General features: G+C 57.7%; 12 protein-coding genes. 8 read left to right on the top strand and 4 right to left on the bottom strand.

Annotation, left to right across the window (positions count from 1 at the left end):
• Positions 1 to 342: 342 nt before the first annotated feature.
• From nuoE to CLOEV_RS14390, 5 genes are all read left to right on the top strand, one after another.
• Complete coding sequence (gene nuoE, locus CLOEV_RS14410) at positions 343 to 819, top strand: NADH-quinone oxidoreductase subunit NuoE (RefSeq protein WP_008708831.1); 477 nt, start codon at positions 343 to 345, stop codon at positions 817 to 819.
• A gap of 19 nt (positions 820 to 838) precedes the next feature.
• On the top strand, positions 839 to 1,219 hold the full coding sequence (locus CLOEV_RS14405) for a (2Fe-2S) ferredoxin domain-containing protein (RefSeq protein WP_008708832.1): 381 nt from the start codon (positions 839 to 841) through the stop codon (positions 1,217 to 1,219).
• Between the two features lie 20 nt (positions 1,220 to 1,239).
• On the top strand, positions 1,240 to 3,030 hold the full coding sequence (gene nuoF, locus CLOEV_RS14400) for an NADH-quinone oxidoreductase subunit NuoF (RefSeq protein ID WP_008708833.1): 1,791 nt from the start codon (positions 1,240 to 1,242) through the stop codon (positions 3,028 to 3,030).
• Between the two features lie 31 nt (positions 3,031 to 3,061).
• Positions 3,062 to 4,807 (top strand): NADH-dependent [FeFe] hydrogenase, group A6, encoded by a 1,746-nt coding sequence (locus CLOEV_RS14395; RefSeq protein ID WP_034444598.1) that lies wholly within the window; start codon positions 3,062 to 3,064, stop codon positions 4,805 to 4,807.
• Positions 4,808 to 4,939: 132 nt separating this feature from the next.
• A complete protein-coding gene (locus tag CLOEV_RS14390; RefSeq protein ID WP_034444597.1) occupies positions 4,940 to 6,217 on the top strand; it encodes an APC family permease in 1,278 nt (425 codons plus the stop codon).
• A gap of 309 nt (positions 6,218 to 6,526) precedes the next feature.
• Here CLOEV_RS14390 and CLOEV_RS14385 read toward each other — a convergent pair whose 3' ends face one another.
• The 3 genes from CLOEV_RS14385 to CLOEV_RS14375 form a co-directional block, all read right to left on the bottom strand.
• Positions 6,527 to 6,739, bottom strand: a complete 213-nt coding sequence (locus CLOEV_RS14385) for a cold-shock protein (RefSeq protein WP_008708837.1) — start codon at positions 6,737 to 6,739, stop codon at positions 6,527 to 6,529.
• 195 nt (positions 6,740 to 6,934) lie between these two features.
• Entirely contained in the window at positions 6,935 to 7,639 is a 705-nt protein-coding gene (locus tag CLOEV_RS14380) for a C39 family peptidase (protein ID WP_008708838.1), read from the bottom strand.
• 312 nt (positions 7,640 to 7,951) lie between these two features.
• Positions 7,952 to 8,887 carry a Ppx/GppA phosphatase family protein gene (locus tag CLOEV_RS14375; protein WP_034444594.1) on the bottom strand — a complete coding sequence of 312 codons (936 nt, stop codon included), beginning with the start codon at positions 8,885 to 8,887 and terminating at the stop codon, positions 7,952 to 7,954.
• A gap of 145 nt (positions 8,888 to 9,032) precedes the next feature.
• Between CLOEV_RS14375 and CLOEV_RS14370 the strand changes: the two genes are divergently transcribed.
• From CLOEV_RS14370 to CLOEV_RS14360, 3 genes are read left to right on the top strand one after another with little or no spacing between them, the layout of a single operon-like run.
• A complete protein-coding gene (locus CLOEV_RS14370) occupies positions 9,033 to 10,031 on the top strand; it encodes a DHH family phosphoesterase (protein WP_008708842.1) in 999 nt (332 codons plus the stop codon).
• Positions 10,028 to 11,137, top strand: a complete 1,110-nt coding sequence (locus CLOEV_RS14365; RefSeq protein ID WP_034444590.1) for a glycosyltransferase — start codon at positions 10,028 to 10,030, stop codon at positions 11,135 to 11,137. The genes CLOEV_RS14370 and CLOEV_RS14365 overlap by 4 nt, the downstream gene beginning before the upstream one ends.
• Positions 11,134 to 12,630, top strand: a complete 1,497-nt coding sequence (locus CLOEV_RS14360; RefSeq protein WP_218915528.1) for an ATP-binding protein — start codon at positions 11,134 to 11,136, stop codon at positions 12,628 to 12,630. Before CLOEV_RS14365 ends, CLOEV_RS14360 begins: the two co-directional genes overlap by 4 nt.
• Before the next feature lie 453 nt (positions 12,631 to 13,083).
• Here CLOEV_RS14360 and CLOEV_RS14355 read toward each other — a convergent pair whose 3' ends face one another.
• Positions 13,084 to 15,057, bottom strand: a complete 1,974-nt coding sequence (locus CLOEV_RS14355; RefSeq protein ID WP_034444587.1) for an oxidoreductase — start codon at positions 15,055 to 15,057, stop codon at positions 13,084 to 13,086.
• Between the last annotated feature and the right edge of the window lie 81 nt (positions 15,058 to 15,138).

Raw genomic sequence — 15,138 nt, 5'->3', positions numbered from 1 at the left:
TTCGCCAAACATTGGCGGCGATTAAGAAATTTTTAAGAATTCAAGGAGTTTTAACTGAATACCCCGAAAACAAAAGCAGACAAAAAAGCGCAAATATAAATTAAATTGTCTGAAAAAAGGAATTCTCGGTTGCGGTTACTATCGTCAAGGGGCTATAATAATCATGCTTTGTGTACTTTTTCGCAAGTGCTGTCTCGCACAGCACGATTGCCAATATAGAGTGTCTCATTTGGAGCGTTTTTGAGGCGTGCGGAATGACCTGTAACTTTTTCTATTGGGTTACATTTTCATCTTTTCAGGCGGGAGGGCCTGAAAAGGAGACAATTAAGGAGGGTGCGTTTTATGGTGGAGAAAGCGTCGGAAAAGCAGTGGGAGCAGTTGGCTGAGCTCCTCGGCAAATACCGCGGCACTAAGGGAAGCGTCATTCCCGTGCTTCAGCAGGCACAGGACATCTTCGGCTATCTGCCGAAAGAGGTCCTGATCGAAATCAGCGATAAGCTAGGGGTCCCCATCAGCCAGATATTCGGCGTGGTGACCTTCTACGCTCAGTTCCATCTCGAGCCGCGCGGAAAGAACATCGTCAGGTCCTGTCAGGGAACGGCGTGCCACGTCCGCGGAGCGAAGGGCGTCCTGAACGCCATTCGTGAAAAGCTTGGCCTCAAAGAGGGCCAGGCGACGACGCCGGACCTCAAGTTCACGCTTGAGACGGTGGCCTGTATCGGCGCATGCGGCCTTGCGCCTGTCTTCATGGTAAATGACGACACGCACGGCAGACTTACGCCCGAATCGGTCGGACCGATCCTGGATAAGTACGCATAGGGAAAGGGAGGAACATAAAATGGCTATCAAAAGTCTTGAAGATCTTCGTAAAATAAAGGCAGAGGCAAAGAAGCAGACAGAGACGAGAAAGCTCAATGAGAAACAGGTCATCATCGGCATGGGCACCTGCGGCATCGCCGCCGGAGCGCGCGCGGTAATGACGGCGGTCCTCGAAGAGCTCGCGAAGCGCAACATTCACGATGTGGCGGTCCTTCAGACCGGCTGCATCGGCATGTGCCAGAAGGAGCCCCTTCTCGACATAGTACGCCCCGGCGAAGACAGAGTCACCTACGGCCCCGTCAGCCCGACTGATGTCCCGCGTATCATCGCGGACCATCTCATCAACGGCGTTGTGGTTGAGGATCTTGTGGTAGCTAAGATCCCCAACAAAGAAGCATAGGTCGAAGGGAGGAATTTTCGATGGCTCTCGTAAGAGCTCACGTACTGGTCTGCACCGGAACGGGCTGCGTCTCCTCCGGTTCAAGAAAGGTAATTGCGAAACTCGAAGAAGAACTCAAGGCGAACGGCCTTGATAAGGAAGTAAAGATAGTAGAGACCGGCTGTCAGGGATTCTGCGAGCAGGGTCCCCTCGTCATCATCTACCCGGAGGGGACCTTCTACACCCACGTGCAGGAGGCCGACGTTCCGGAAATAGTCAGCGAACACCTCATCAAGGGACGTATCGTGAACCGCCTGCTCTTCAAAGAACCCCTCACGTCGCAGAGCGTTCCCGACTATGCTGATATCGACTTCTACAAGAAGCAGCACCGCCTAGTCCTCAAGAACTGCGGACACATCAACCCCGACTCGCTTGAGGAATACATCGGAGCCGACGGCTACGAAGGACTTGCGAAGGTCCTTCTCACGATGACGCCGGAGCAGGTCGTCGAAGAGATGAAGAAGACCGGACTCCGCGGCCGCGGCGGCGGCGGGTTCCCGACAGGCATGAAGTGGGGCTTCTGCCAGAAGTCGCCGGGCCCGAAGAAATATATCATCTGCAACGCCGACGAGGGCGACCCCGGCGCGTTCATGGACCGCTCGCTGCTTGAGGGCGACCCCCACGCGATACTCGAGGGCATGATCATCGGCGCCTACGCGATCGGAGCCGACGAGGGCTATATCTACTGCCGCGCCGAATACCCGCTCGCGATCAAGCGCCTGAAGCAGGCCATAGCGCAGGCTGAAGAGGCCGGACTTCTTGGAAACAAGATCCTCGGCACGGATTTCAGCTGCACCATCCACATCAAAGAGGGAGCCGGAGCGTTCGTCTGCGGCGAAGAGACGGCCCTTATGGCCTCCATCGAAGGCAAGCGCGGCATGCCGCGTCCCCGCCCGCCGTTCCCCGCCATCAAGGGACTCTGGGAGAAACCTTCGAACATAAACAACGTTGAAACATTCGCCAACATCCCCTACATCTTCCGCGTGGGCGCGGAGGAATACGCGAAGCTCGGGACAGAAAAATCAAAGGGCACGAAGGTCTTCGCCCTCACCGGCAAGATCAACAACACCGGTCTTGCCGAAGTCCCGATGGGCATCACGATGCGCGAGATCATCTTTGAGATCGGCGGCGGCATCCTTGGCGGCAAGAAATTCAAAGCCGTCCAGATCGGCGGCCCCTCCGGCGGATGCATCCCCGAGCAACTTCTTGACACTCCGATCGACTATGATTCGCTCATCGCCGCCGGCGCGATGATGGGCTCGGGCGGACTCGTCGTCATGGACGAGGAGACCTGCATGGTCGACGTCGCGAAGTTCTTCCTCAACTTCACCCAGTCCGAATCCTGCGGCAAGTGCACGCCCTGCCGCGAGGGCACGAAGCGCATGCTTGAAATGCTCGAAAAGATCACGGACGGCAAGGGCGAAGAGGGAGACATCGAGAAGCTCGAGAAGCTGGCGGCCTCCGTCAAAGCCGGAGCGCTCTGCGCCCTTGGCCAGACGGCTCCGAACCCCATCCTCTCCACACTGCGCTACTTCAGGGACGAATACGAGGCGCATATCAAGGAGAAGAGATGTCCTGCCGGCCAGTGCCACCACCTGCTGAGCTACAAGATCACCGACGCCTGCAAAGGCTGCGGCCTCTGCGCGAAGAACTGCCCGGTCGATGCGATCAGCGGCGAACCGAAGCAGAAGTACGTCATTGACGCGGCCAAGTGCATCAAGTGCGGCGTATGTATGACAAAGTGCCCGTTCAAAGCGATCGTGCGCGGCTAATTTCGGTTAATGGAAGGGGAGTAAAAAGAATATGGAACTTGTTAAGGTTACAATAGACGGCATAACAGTAGAGGTGCCATCCGATTTTACCGTGATCGAAGCCGCTGCCAAAGCCGGAATCCGCATTCCTCAGCTCTGCTATCACCCGGAGCTTTCCAAAGAGGGCGCCTGCCGCGTCTGCGTAGTTGAGATCGTCGGCGGCCGCGGACTCGGCGCAGCCTGCGTCTACCCCGTAGCGGACGGCATGGTCGTTCATACAAACACACCGAAGGTGCGCGAGACCCGCAAAGCGGTCGTCGAGCTCCTTCTCGCGAACCACCCGCAGGACTGCCTCTTCTGTCAGAAGAACCAGGACTGCGAACTTCAGCAGACGGCCGCCGACCTCGGCATCCGCGAGGTCCCGTACAAGGGCGCGACCCGCTCCGCCGTGAAAGACGAGAGCAACCCGAGCCTTGTCCGCGATCCCAACAAGTGCATTCTCTGCGGACGCTGCATAAGAGCCTGCCACGAGCGTCAGGGCCTTGACGTCTACGGCTTTGTGAACCGCGGCTTCAAAACGATCGTCGAGCCCGCCTTCGGCTACGGACTTGACAAGGTCGCCTGCACATACTGCGGACAGTGCGCCGCCGTCTGCCCGACGGCAGCCATCTGTGAGCGCGACGACACCGAGAAGGTCTTCGCCGCCCTCGCCGACCCGAAAAAATACACCATCGTCCAGACCGCTCCCGCGACGCGCGTCGCCCTCGGCGAAGCGCTCGGCCTGCCCGCCGGTGAGATCGTGACCGGCAAAATGGTCGCCGCTCTGCGCCGCCTCGGATTCGACAAAGTATTCGACACCGACTTCTCCGCCGACCTCACGATCATGGAAGAGGGACACGAATTCCTTGACCGCGTCGTCAACGGCGGCGTGCTGCCGATGATCACATCCTGCTCGCCGGGTTGGATCAACTTCATCGAAATCAAATATCCCGACCTCCTGCCGCATCTCTCGACGGCGAAATCGCCGCAGGGAATGTTCGGCGCCCTCGCGAAGACCTACTGGCCCGAAACGCAGGGGATCCCTGTTGAGGACATCTACAGCGTCTCCATCATGCCCTGCACCGCGAAAAAGGCCGAGTGCGTGCGCCCGCAGCTCCAGAGCAATCCCGGAATACCCGATGTGGACACCGTTCTCACGACACGCGAGCTTGCGCGCATGATCAAGAACGCCGGCATCGACTTCAAAAACCTCCCCGAAGAGGACTATGACAGCCCGCTTGGTTCGTCGACCGGCGCCGCGGTCATCTTCGGCGTCACCGGCGGCGTTATGGAGGCGGCCCTCCGCACCGTCTACGCCGTCCTCAACGAAGGCAAGGACATCCCGGGGATCATCTTCCAGCCCGTGCGCGGCATGGAGGGCATCAAAGAGGCCTCCGTCGACGTTCCGGTGGGCGGACAGACCGTCACCGTCAAACTCGCGGTCGCCCATACGCTGAAAAACGCGAAGATCCTCATGGACAAAATTCGCGCCGGCGAAGCCGACTATCACTTCATTGAAGTCATGGCCTGCCCCGGCGGCTGCATCGGCGGGGGCGGACAGCCCCAGCCCGTCAACGCGGAGATCCGCGCGGCCCGCACGGCTGCCGTCTACCGTGAAGACGAGTGCAAAACGCTGCGCCAGTCGCACAAGAACCCCGACATCGTCGCCCTCTATGAGAAATGGCTTGGCAAACCGCTCGGCGAGAAGTCGCACCATCTTCTCCATACGCATTACAGCGCACAGCCGAGAGAGATCTAGCCATTCGCAACAATCAGCAATACGCGCGTCATATAAAGGGAGAGGCTTCGGCCTCTCCCTTATACTACTAATGATGCCGCGGACCAAAAACACAGTATGATCGTCATTAGAGGCAAGGGAGTGATGGTATAAATGGCTGGCGGCAGAGGAGAACTTAGGAAAAGCATAACCTGGCTTCAAGGGACGGCGATGACCATCGGCGCCGTCATCGGCGCGGGAATACTGGTGCTTCCGGCGATCGCCGCGGAAATAGCCGGGCCCGCTTCGCTCGTGAGCTGGCTGCTGATGGGGCTCATCTCTCTGCCGATGCTCGCCGCGATCGCTCAGATGTCCTCGCGCTACCCGGACTCGGGAGGGATCGCCGCCTACGCGCGGCAGGCCTTCGGCTCCGGCATGGGGAGGCTCACGGGTTTCCTCATATTTTCGGCGATGCCCATCGGCCTGCCGCCCACGGCGCTCATCGGGGCCAACTACCTATGCAGCCTCTTCGGCTGGGGCGCGGGCGCGGCTCACATCGCCGCCGGCGCGCTGATCCTGACGGCGGTCACGCTGAACCTGCGTGGGATAGAGCTCTCCGGCAAGAGCCAGCTTTTTATCGTCAGCGCGATCCTTTCGATACTCATATTTGTCGTATTCTCATCGCTCTCCGAGATCAGGACGGCGAACTTCGCGCCCTTCCTGCCCCACGGGTTGGGCGCCGTAGGGCACACGATGTCGCTGCTCTTTTTTGCCTTCCTCGGCTGGGAGATGATCGGCCACCTCGCGGAGGAATTCAGAGACCCGCGGCGTGACATTCCGATAAGCCTTGGCGCGGCCTACGTGGTCGTCAACGCCGTCTACCTCGCGATCGCGCTGGTCGTGGTGGGCAGCGGCGTCTACAGGGGCGGCAATCCCAACATCGCGATGATCTCGCTGATAAAACTGCGCTGGGGGGAGCCCGCCGCGGTGCTCGTCGGCCTGCTCGGCTTCGTCATCTGCTACTGCCCCGTCCATACCTACATCGCGGGTTTTTCGCGCCTCTTTTACGCGCAGGCGCGCGAGGGATACTTTCCCAAATGTTTCGGAGAGCTCCACCCCCTCTACAAGACGCCGTTCCGCGCGCTGTGGCTCTTTGTCCCGCTCAACCTTTCCCTGCTCTTTCTGAGCTGGGCGCTGTCCTGGGATCTCAAGCCCCTGCTCGGCATCCCGAGCGCCACCTTTCTGCTCGTCTACACCATCGGCATGTTCTCCGCGGCGAAGGTGCTGCCGACAAAGAGCGGCCGCCTGTGCGGCCTTCTGTCGGGGACGCTCTCCTGCGCCGTCCTTGCCTTCTCAGGCTGGTATATGCTCTTCCCGCTCGCGGTGGCGGCCTATTTCCTCCTTCGTTACCGCGGAGAATTTTTTCGAAAACCGGAAGGCCCGGCTTTATAACCGCCGCCGCCCGCTTAGCAAAACATCCACCGCCGCGTTCCCAGCTTACGGTTTTCTTACGATCGCTTCTTTTGCAAACTACGGGCCGCAAGCGTACCGCCGGCTTTCAGCCGGTTTTTTTATCGCGGCGTTTGCGAATAGGAGATGGGTTCGCCGTAAGGCGGCGCGTGAGAGGGGGGAGGATCATGCCGCCGCGCGTTATCCGGTCTTGAGCGGGCTGGCGAAGATGCGGCCGGCCGCGCTTACAATTTCATCCGGCGTATAACAAAAACGCCCCCTCCGAAAGGAGGGGGCGTAAGCGTTTGCCTCTTATGCTACTTTAACGTTGACCGCGCGCATTCTCTTGCTGTTCTTGGGATCCGGTTCTACTTCGAAGGTGACCTTCTGTCCCTCGTTCAGAGACTTGAAGCCCTCTGCCGCGATGGCTGAGAAGTGGACGAAAACATCCTCGCCGCCGTTGTCGTTCGAGATAAATCCAAAGCCTTTTTCCGGGTTAAACCATTTTACAGTACCGCTGTTCATAATCAGTACCTCCATCAAATATATTTTCGGGATAAAAAAATTTCACATGCCTTTTGTAACTCATTTAGCGGGCAAATGACTTACAAAAAACATGTGAAATCAAATGTTCATCCTGACTGAAGCTAACTATATGCGAAAAGAGGATGTTTGTCAAGCGCTTTACAAAATCCTTAATCGACGTTTGGGGATTAAGTATCAGCCGAGAGGCTTGACGACCTTAGGGTCGTATTTCTCACTTCCCAGTTTATATATGACGAGGCCGCAGTGTTCGTATTTCGTAAAAGTCGTCGAACCATCCTCATAGTCGGGACTGTCGTGCCAGCGTATATCCAGCGCTCCCCAGGGCATCTGCGTATAGCAGCCGGCTGTAGACGGGTCCATAAACAGGACGCTCCTGTCGTTGTAGCCACAGGCGATCACCCAGTGGCCGGCCGCCCAATAATCTTTGTAGTCGTCGGTTTCGAATGCCGTCGATTCGCCTGCGGAATTATTCTTGGATTCCCATGCCTGTATCGGCATCATTACGACGCCGCCTGCGTCGATGGTATTTTTCACCTCTTCAAGGGTCATTTTTTCTTTCCATTCCGCGTCCAGCCGGCCGGTCTCCTGCATATAGGAGAGCAGCCGCTGGTACGCAGTGCCGCTTTCCTTAGTCGTGCCGCAGGCTTCCATCAGGTGTTCGTCATTGATATCCAGGTTGTAGGAGGCCCATCGCAGAAGGCTGTGCATGGATGCTATCCCGCAGGAATAAGTCGTTCCCTGCCGGATAAGCGGGATCTCGACAAAGTGCGGATAATCCGACAGCATTATCTCTGCGCCGCTTTCGCTATTGGAGCAGCCGCCTGTCAGGAAGAGCGCAGCCACCGCGATCATCAGATATACAAGTATGCTTTTTTTCATTGAGATTCCCCCTTACTTATAAAGGCAGCCTTTTTTCTTATGTTCCTGTGCTTTGGCTTTCTTGATCAGGTATAATTTACGCTTGTATTGAAATTAACATTTATTCAATTAAACAGCATTTTTGTTGATTTTACAAGAGGCCGGGAAAAACCTTAATCTCCAAGTTCTCGAAACGTTCCTTTACAATAGCAAAATATGAGACTGAAAGATAGCCGTTCCGCATAAGAACGTGACAAATCCTGATGAAGCAGCAGACCTTGCACCATCGATTTATCACCGGGATATAGCAATACCAACCGCAATATTTCTGTATTAAGGCCGCTCTTCCGCCGGCTGTCCCTCGCATATCCGCCGCAGCAGTTCGTGGCGCAGGCTCCTGTCGCTGACGGTGATCTCTTTGGCTCCCGCCGCCTCCATCGCGGCGAGGATTATGCAGGCGCCGCCGAGGATGATGTCGGCGCGCTTCGGCGAGAGCCCCCTTATCGCGCGGCGCTCGTCTCCCGTGCATTTCGCGTAGAGCGCCGTCTGGCGCATCACCTCTTCCAGGGAGAGGCGGCTGCCGTGTATTTTGTTGGGGTCGTATTCGTCGAGGCCCGCGGCGACAGATGCCATCGCGGTGACGTTGCCGCCCGCGCCGATCATCATTGCCGCGCCGGGTCGGAGCCCCTCTTCGGAGAATCTTTTGGCAAGCTCCGCGACGACGGCGCAGACCTTCCGCGGATCGGCGGGAGAGCTTTTGAAGTTTTCGTCCGTCAGCGTCACCGCGCCCACCGGCACGCTGACCGGGCTTTCCAGCGCGCCGTTATTAACGCGGGTAAATTCCGTGCTGCCGCCGCCGGTGTCGAAGATCAGCACCTCGCCGCGCGCCGCGCCTTCGATGCTGTTCAGCATCGCGCGGCCGGAGAGAGCCGCCTCTTCCTCGCCGGAGATGACCCGCACCTCCGGTCCGCCCGCTTCGCGCACCATTTTTAAGAAGTCCGCGGCGTTTTTCGCCGTGCGCAGCGCCATCGTGCCGACGCAGACCGTCTCTTCCGCCCCCTGCGAGCGCGCGAAATCCGCGAACTTGACGACGGCCTGCGTCGTGCGCGCCATCGCCTCCCGCGAGAGCGTCCCGCTCTCTTGCATCCCCTCGCCGAGTTTGGTTATCACGTTGACGTCGAACAATATTTTTATCCCCTGCTCGCGGGAACGTTCCCCGACGGTCAGCTTCACCGAATTCGTCCCGATATCTATGACGGCCTTTTTCATTTGTCTGCCCCTCTCTGCCTTGATCAAACGCCGGTGTTTTTTCGCCGCCGTTCCCGTGTTGTCGCGCTGATATTTATTACGGTATTTTTAATTTACATCAGCCTCTTTGTGAGATATATTATTGACAAAAATCGGAGGAATTACAATGGATAAACCTCTTCTTCATATAATCAGCCATACGGATCTCGACGGCGTCGCGGCGGCGGCGCTCGCCTGGCATGTCAACCATCACGACCGCCTCGTGCGCATATCGCTTACCGGCTACGGCGACGTGGACATGCTGATCCTTGAGACGCTCGCCGCCGGTCAGGAGCCGCTCGTGCTGGACCTCTTCTGCCAGCGGGAGCAGACGGTGGACGAGATAGACAAGCTGTGGAACGATTCCCGCCGCCCGTTCCTCTTCGACCACCATAAGAGCACCTTCGAGAGATACGGCAACCGCAAATGGGCCGTCATCGATACGAATTACTGCGGGGCCCTCGTCTACTGGCGGTGGCTGCGCGAAAACGCGAAGGACGAGCGCACTCAGCGGATATTGGCGGAGCTTGAGCCGACGGTGAAGATCGCCAACGACCGCGACCTCTGGCTCGGGCAGATGCCGGAGAGCCGCCTCTGGCAGGCGCTCGTCACGATGTGCGGCCAGTGGGGGATGCTGGCGCGGCTGATGGATAATCCGCGCGCGGAGCTTTCACCGGCGGAGCTGGCTGGCGCGGAGGAGTTCACGGAGCGGCAGGAGGCTCGCTTTGCGCAGGCGAAGGAGCATATCTGGCGTTCCGGCGGCGAGCTGGCCTTCGTCTGCGACGGCGTGCTGGAATACGGCGACGTCTCCGATTTCTGCGGCCTCATCCTCGACCGCGACGACAACCCGCCGGAGGTGGCCGCAGTGGCCGCGAGACGGCTCGGCGGCGACTGGGCGGTCTCGATGCGCAGCCGCGACGGTCTCGCGGGCAGGGTGCTCGCGCTGCTGAAGGACGGTAAGAAGATCCGCGGCGGCGGCCACGGAGACGCCTCGGCGCTCTACTTCCCGCGCAACTATACGCAGGAGCAGATGCGGGACTCCATTCTCGCGGCGATACGTGTCGAGAAGGAGCGCAACGCCGCGCCGAAGGTGACTCTCGGCGATCTGTTTAAAGGGCTTGCATGAAAAAATTAAACTCTCTCGCGGTGATATACGCCTCGGAGGGAACGGGCCACCGGACGGCGGCCTTCGCCCTCTGCGAGGCCTTTCTCGCCTACAACCCACAGGGGCGCGTCGTCTGCTGCGACGTTCTGGATATCATCCCCGCGTGGCTCAAATACACCGTCTCGGAGGGATACGTCGCGATGGCGCGCCGCGCGCCGTGGCTGTGGGGGGCCTTCTACTGGGGCTCGGACCGCCCCGGAGCGCAGTCGTCCGCCTTTGAATGGGTACACGAAAAGCTCTGCCGCCTTTACCTGCCGCGGCTGAAGAACCTCTTCGCCGCGAACGGGACCGAGGCGGCGGTCTTCACACACTACTTTGGCGCCGCCGAGCTGGCGAAAATGGAACGCGGACATATCCCCGTGTACTGCGCCGACACCGACTTTGAAAGCCACCGCTTCCAGCGCAGCGCGGAATTCGCCTGGTCCTTCGCGGGCAGCCCGCGCGCGATGCGGCAGCGTTTCGCGGAAAACATATACAACGTGAGCGATCCCGGAGTGCCCATCGCGCGGAAATTCAAAGCCATTCCCTCAAAGGAGGCGGCGCGGGCAAGGCTCGGCCTGCCGCGGGACGAGCGGGTGATCCTCGTGAGCGGCGGCGGCATCGGCGCGGGCTCCGTCTTCGAGGCCGCGAGATCCCTCTCCGCCCGCCGCGAACTGCGCGTCGTCGTCATTTGCGGCGGCAACCACAGATTGCTTGGCCGGATGAAGGGATACTTCCGCTACAAAGACAACGTAAGAATAGAGGGCTTCGTCTCCAATATGGAGGACTACTACGCCGCCGCCGACGCCGCGGTGATGAAGCCGGGAGGCCTCTCCGCCTCCGAGGCGCTCTGCGCGGGGCTGCCGATGCTGCTCATCGACCCCGTGCCGGGACAGGAGGAGCTGAACATGGCCTATCTGACGGCAAACGGCGCCGCCTGGTCCCTCCCGCGCCCCTCCCGCGCCGCCGAAAGCGTCGACGCGCTCTTTTCCGGAGAGTCCGCGCAGAAGATGCGCGAGGCCGCGAAGCAACTGGCCAGGCCGGAAGCCGCGGACGAGATAATCGCAAGAATTGCCGGCGAAGAATGAAAAGCGGAGATATGGATACGAGTGAGGTGGGGAAGCTGAGTTTCAAAGAATTTTTTCACGGAGAGTCAAAAAATATCGAGTTTAAGTCCGAACTCCCTAAGAAAAGCGAGCGGTACGTGAAGACGGTCATCGCTTTTGCCAATACAGGCGGCGGAAAACTTATCATTGGAATCGATGACGAAAGCGGTACAGTGGTAGGTGTAGACAAAGAATCAGTCTTCCAAATTATGGACAGCGTAGCCAATGCGATTTCTGACTGTTGTATGCCTCAAATCATACCCGATATCACTTTTCAGACGGTCGATGGCAAGAGCATCGTCGTAATAGAAATTTATCCGGGAGCAAACCGTCCTTATTACCTGAAAGCGGCAGGAAAAGAAAACGGAACTTATGTCAGAGTAGCGGGGACGTCCAGGCTTGCCGATGCATCTAAAGTCAGGGAATTAGAAATGGAGGGTGCCAATGTATCTTGGGATGAATTAGCGTGCATCGGGTACCAGGTTACTGGAGGCGCGGTGGATAAGTTGTGTAATGATATGTATACCTACATGCGGGCCGCTGTCTCCTCTAAAGAAGAAAAAATGGATATTCCTCTAGTCACTATTGAGCAACTGCTAAGCTGGAAGGTAATCAAAAAAGTGGATAAAAAGGTACTGGCCAGTAACGCGTTTGTATTGCTGACGAGCGATTATTTTCGGTTCTCTAAGATACAGTGCGCGTTATTCAAAGGAATGGACAGAGATATTTTTATTGATAAAAAGGAATATTCAGGGCCGTTATATGAACAGATAGAGGCTGCGTATCAATTCGTGCTTCGACACATTAATCAGAGCGTGGAGATCGACGGACTGATAAGAAAAGAGCGTTATGAGCTTCCTGTCGGCGCGATACGTGAGATGATTACCAACGCCGTCTGTCATAGGAATTATATGGACGATTCTTACGTTCAGGTGGCAATTTACGACGACCGGCTGGAAGTCACCTCTCCGGGAATGCTTTACGGCGGGCTGACGCTGGAAGAAGCTATCAACGGTCGGTCTAAGATCAGAAATCGCGCGATCGCGGAGATATTCAGCCGGATGGAGCTGATCGAGGAATGGGGCACGGGGCTCCCCCGCATTTTGAAGCGCGCCGCGGAACACGGGCTGCCGGAGCCGGAATTTTCAGAGATAGGCGAAACCTTTCGAGTGAATCTATATCGCCGAGGCGATAAAAAGCCGATAAAAAAAGCCGATAAAAAGCCGATAAAAAAAGCCGATAAAAAGCCGATAAAAAAAGCCGATAAAATTGCAAAGAAAAAAACCGGCAGGCAGGAGCTTGTTCTCGCCTATGTTAAAGACAACGGGAGCATATCCAATAAAGAGGCGCGCGAAGCGCTGGCCCTTGCTGAATCTACGACGAAACGCCTTCTGAATGAAATGGTCATGGAAGGTCTGCTTGCGGAGCGCGGAGAAAGAAAATCAAGGGTATATATTTTAGCGGGGACGGACTGAATTGTAAAAGATTGCCGTCTAATAAAATAAATCACGGGCTATAGTGGCACATAAGGTGAAAGGGTAAAGCCCTCCCGCGTCAGGAGGGCTTTGAGGGGTTTTGTAGAGGTTGAAATGAAGGGGCATCTATCTTAACAATCCGGTGTGTGGACCGGAACTCTGTGTACAATGATATTCTAGTATGGTTCCTCTAAATCTGGTAGATACGTATTTTGAATATCGATATAACGATATCGGTATATCGGGGCGATAACACGGCGACGAGGGAGAGGCGTCCCGCCGATCGATGTCGCCGCGTGAGGGCGCTCCATGGATACCGCGATCTGGAGCTCCGGGACTCTGGCGGGGGCTTTCGTGCCGGTCCGCCCGCAAGGCCGATATATGAAGCCCCCCTGACGGTGTTGACGCTTCGTCAGGGGGCTTGAGGTTTTTATGGGTATGTGGCTTGGCGGTCTATTTGAGGTTCCAGGCGGCTTCAAAGCCTTCGCGTACCGCCGATTCGACGCGCCCGGGTTTGCTGGCGTCTCCGACGGCGAAGGTCTTGCCGCAGAATTTTTTGCATTCGGCCTCAAGGGTGTTGACTGACCTGACGCCGAGCGAGAGGACTATGTAGTCCGCCGCTATGGCGACGTTCTTATTTTCCTTGAGGTCTTCGAGCACCGCACCCTCTTCCGTGATCTCCGTCAGCTTGTGGCCTGGCAGGTATTTGACGTCGTAGCGCGAGAGTTTGTCCATCGCGTCAAGGTAATGCTGCACGTAGACGCCCTTGCCGATCGCGTCGAGCATCTCCGCCACCGTCACGTCGTTGCCCTGCGAGCAGAGGAATTCCGCCGTCTCGAGTCCCGTGGCGCCGGAACCGATCAGCAGTACCTTTTTGCCGCTGATCTCCGGTTTGCCGAGAAGCGCCTCGTCGACCGTCAGCACGTTGGCGTTGTTGACGCCCTTTATCGACTGTGGGCGGATGGATTCCGCGCCCGTCGCGATCATCACCGCGTAAGGGGCGATGGCTTTGACGCTTTCCGGGGTCGCCTCTGTTCCGGTTTTGACGGATATTCCCTTCATCGCGAGCTGCTTGAGCTCATATTCGACGATCCAGTCGATTTTTTCTTTATGCGGCGGCTTGTCGGCGATGTTGATCTGACCGCCGGGTTTTTCCTCTTTTTCAAAGATCACGGGGGCAAAGCCGCGTTCGGCGAGCACACGCGCCGCTTCGAGCCCCGCGGGGCCGGCGCCGACGACGGCGACAGTGCGCCCCTCGCCGTCCTTTTTAAATTCGGGATAGAGCGTCTCGCGCGCCGCGCGCGGATTGACCGCGCATTTGACGGGGCCTTTGCCCGCGATGGTGTCGGAGACGAGGGTCTCGAAGCAGAAGGTACAGGAGATGCAGCGGTTGATCTCGCCCTCGCGCCCCTCAAAGGCCTTCGTCGCCCACTCTGGGTCGGCGACGACGGCGCGTCCGAGGCCGACGAAGTCTACAAGCCCCTCTTCGAGCATCTTTTCCGCAAACCAGGGTTCTTTGACCATGTTGACGGCAATGACGGGGATGCCGACTTTTTCTTTTACGGCGCGTATCCTCTCGCTGCGGCAGCCCTGCGGATAGGTCATCGGTTCGGAGAGCGAGTTGAATGATTCATAGATCCCGTTGGAGACGTTGATGTAGGCCATGCCGAGTTTCTCGCAGGCCTGGCAGACCTTTATGCCCTCTTCGAGCGTAAGGTATTCCTGCACGCCGTTTGGCGCGAGCAATTCATCGACCGTGAGGCGGATGCCGATAGGAAAGTCTTTGCCACAGGCCTTTTGAATGCCTTCGGTGATCTCTTTTACAAAGTTGAAACGCTTTTCAAAGCTGCCGCCAAAGCGGTCGCCGCGGCGGTTTGTATAAGGGCTGAGGAATTGGCTGATGAGATATCCGTGCGCGCCGTGGAGTTCCACACCGTCGCAGCCCGCCTTCTGTGAGCGGACGGCTCCCGCGGTGAACTTCGCGATCACCTCTTCCACCTCTTCCGTCGTCATCTCGTGGGTCTCCTGCTGACATACTCCGCAGGGACGCGGGGATGACGACCACACCGGCTCGCTGACGTTGAGGTTTGAAAAGGTCTCGCGTCCGGGGTGGTGGAGCTGGGTAAAGAAGACCACGCCCTCCTTGTGCAGCGCCTCGGCGGCCGCCGCGAGCGGGGCGATATGTTCGTCGCGAGCTACGCTTGCCTGACATTCGGCGGCGACGCCGTGCTGATCGTCGACGCGGGTGTTTTCGAGTACGATCATTCCCACGCCGCCCCTGGCGCGCTCCAGCAAATAGGCGAGAAAGGCCGGCCCTATGGTCTGGTCCTTTTCGGCGGCGCCCATTGCCAGCGGCGCCATGACGATGCGGTTCTTAACGGTGAGATTTCCGATTTTTCCCGGTTCAAACAATTTCGGATATTTCATCTTCATTCACTCCCTTTAGTGCGGATAGGGGCCATTATGCCCCGTAATTTCCTACCCTACGGAGTGAATATTAATTCATAT

The sequence above is a fragment of the Cloacibacillus evryensis DSM 19522 genome, assembly GCF_000585335.1.
GTDB lineage: Bacteria > Synergistota > Synergistia > Synergistales > Synergistaceae > Cloacibacillus > Cloacibacillus evryensis.
Note: the sequence above shows the minus strand (reverse complement) of the source record. Positions and strands in the feature narration are given on the sequence as shown.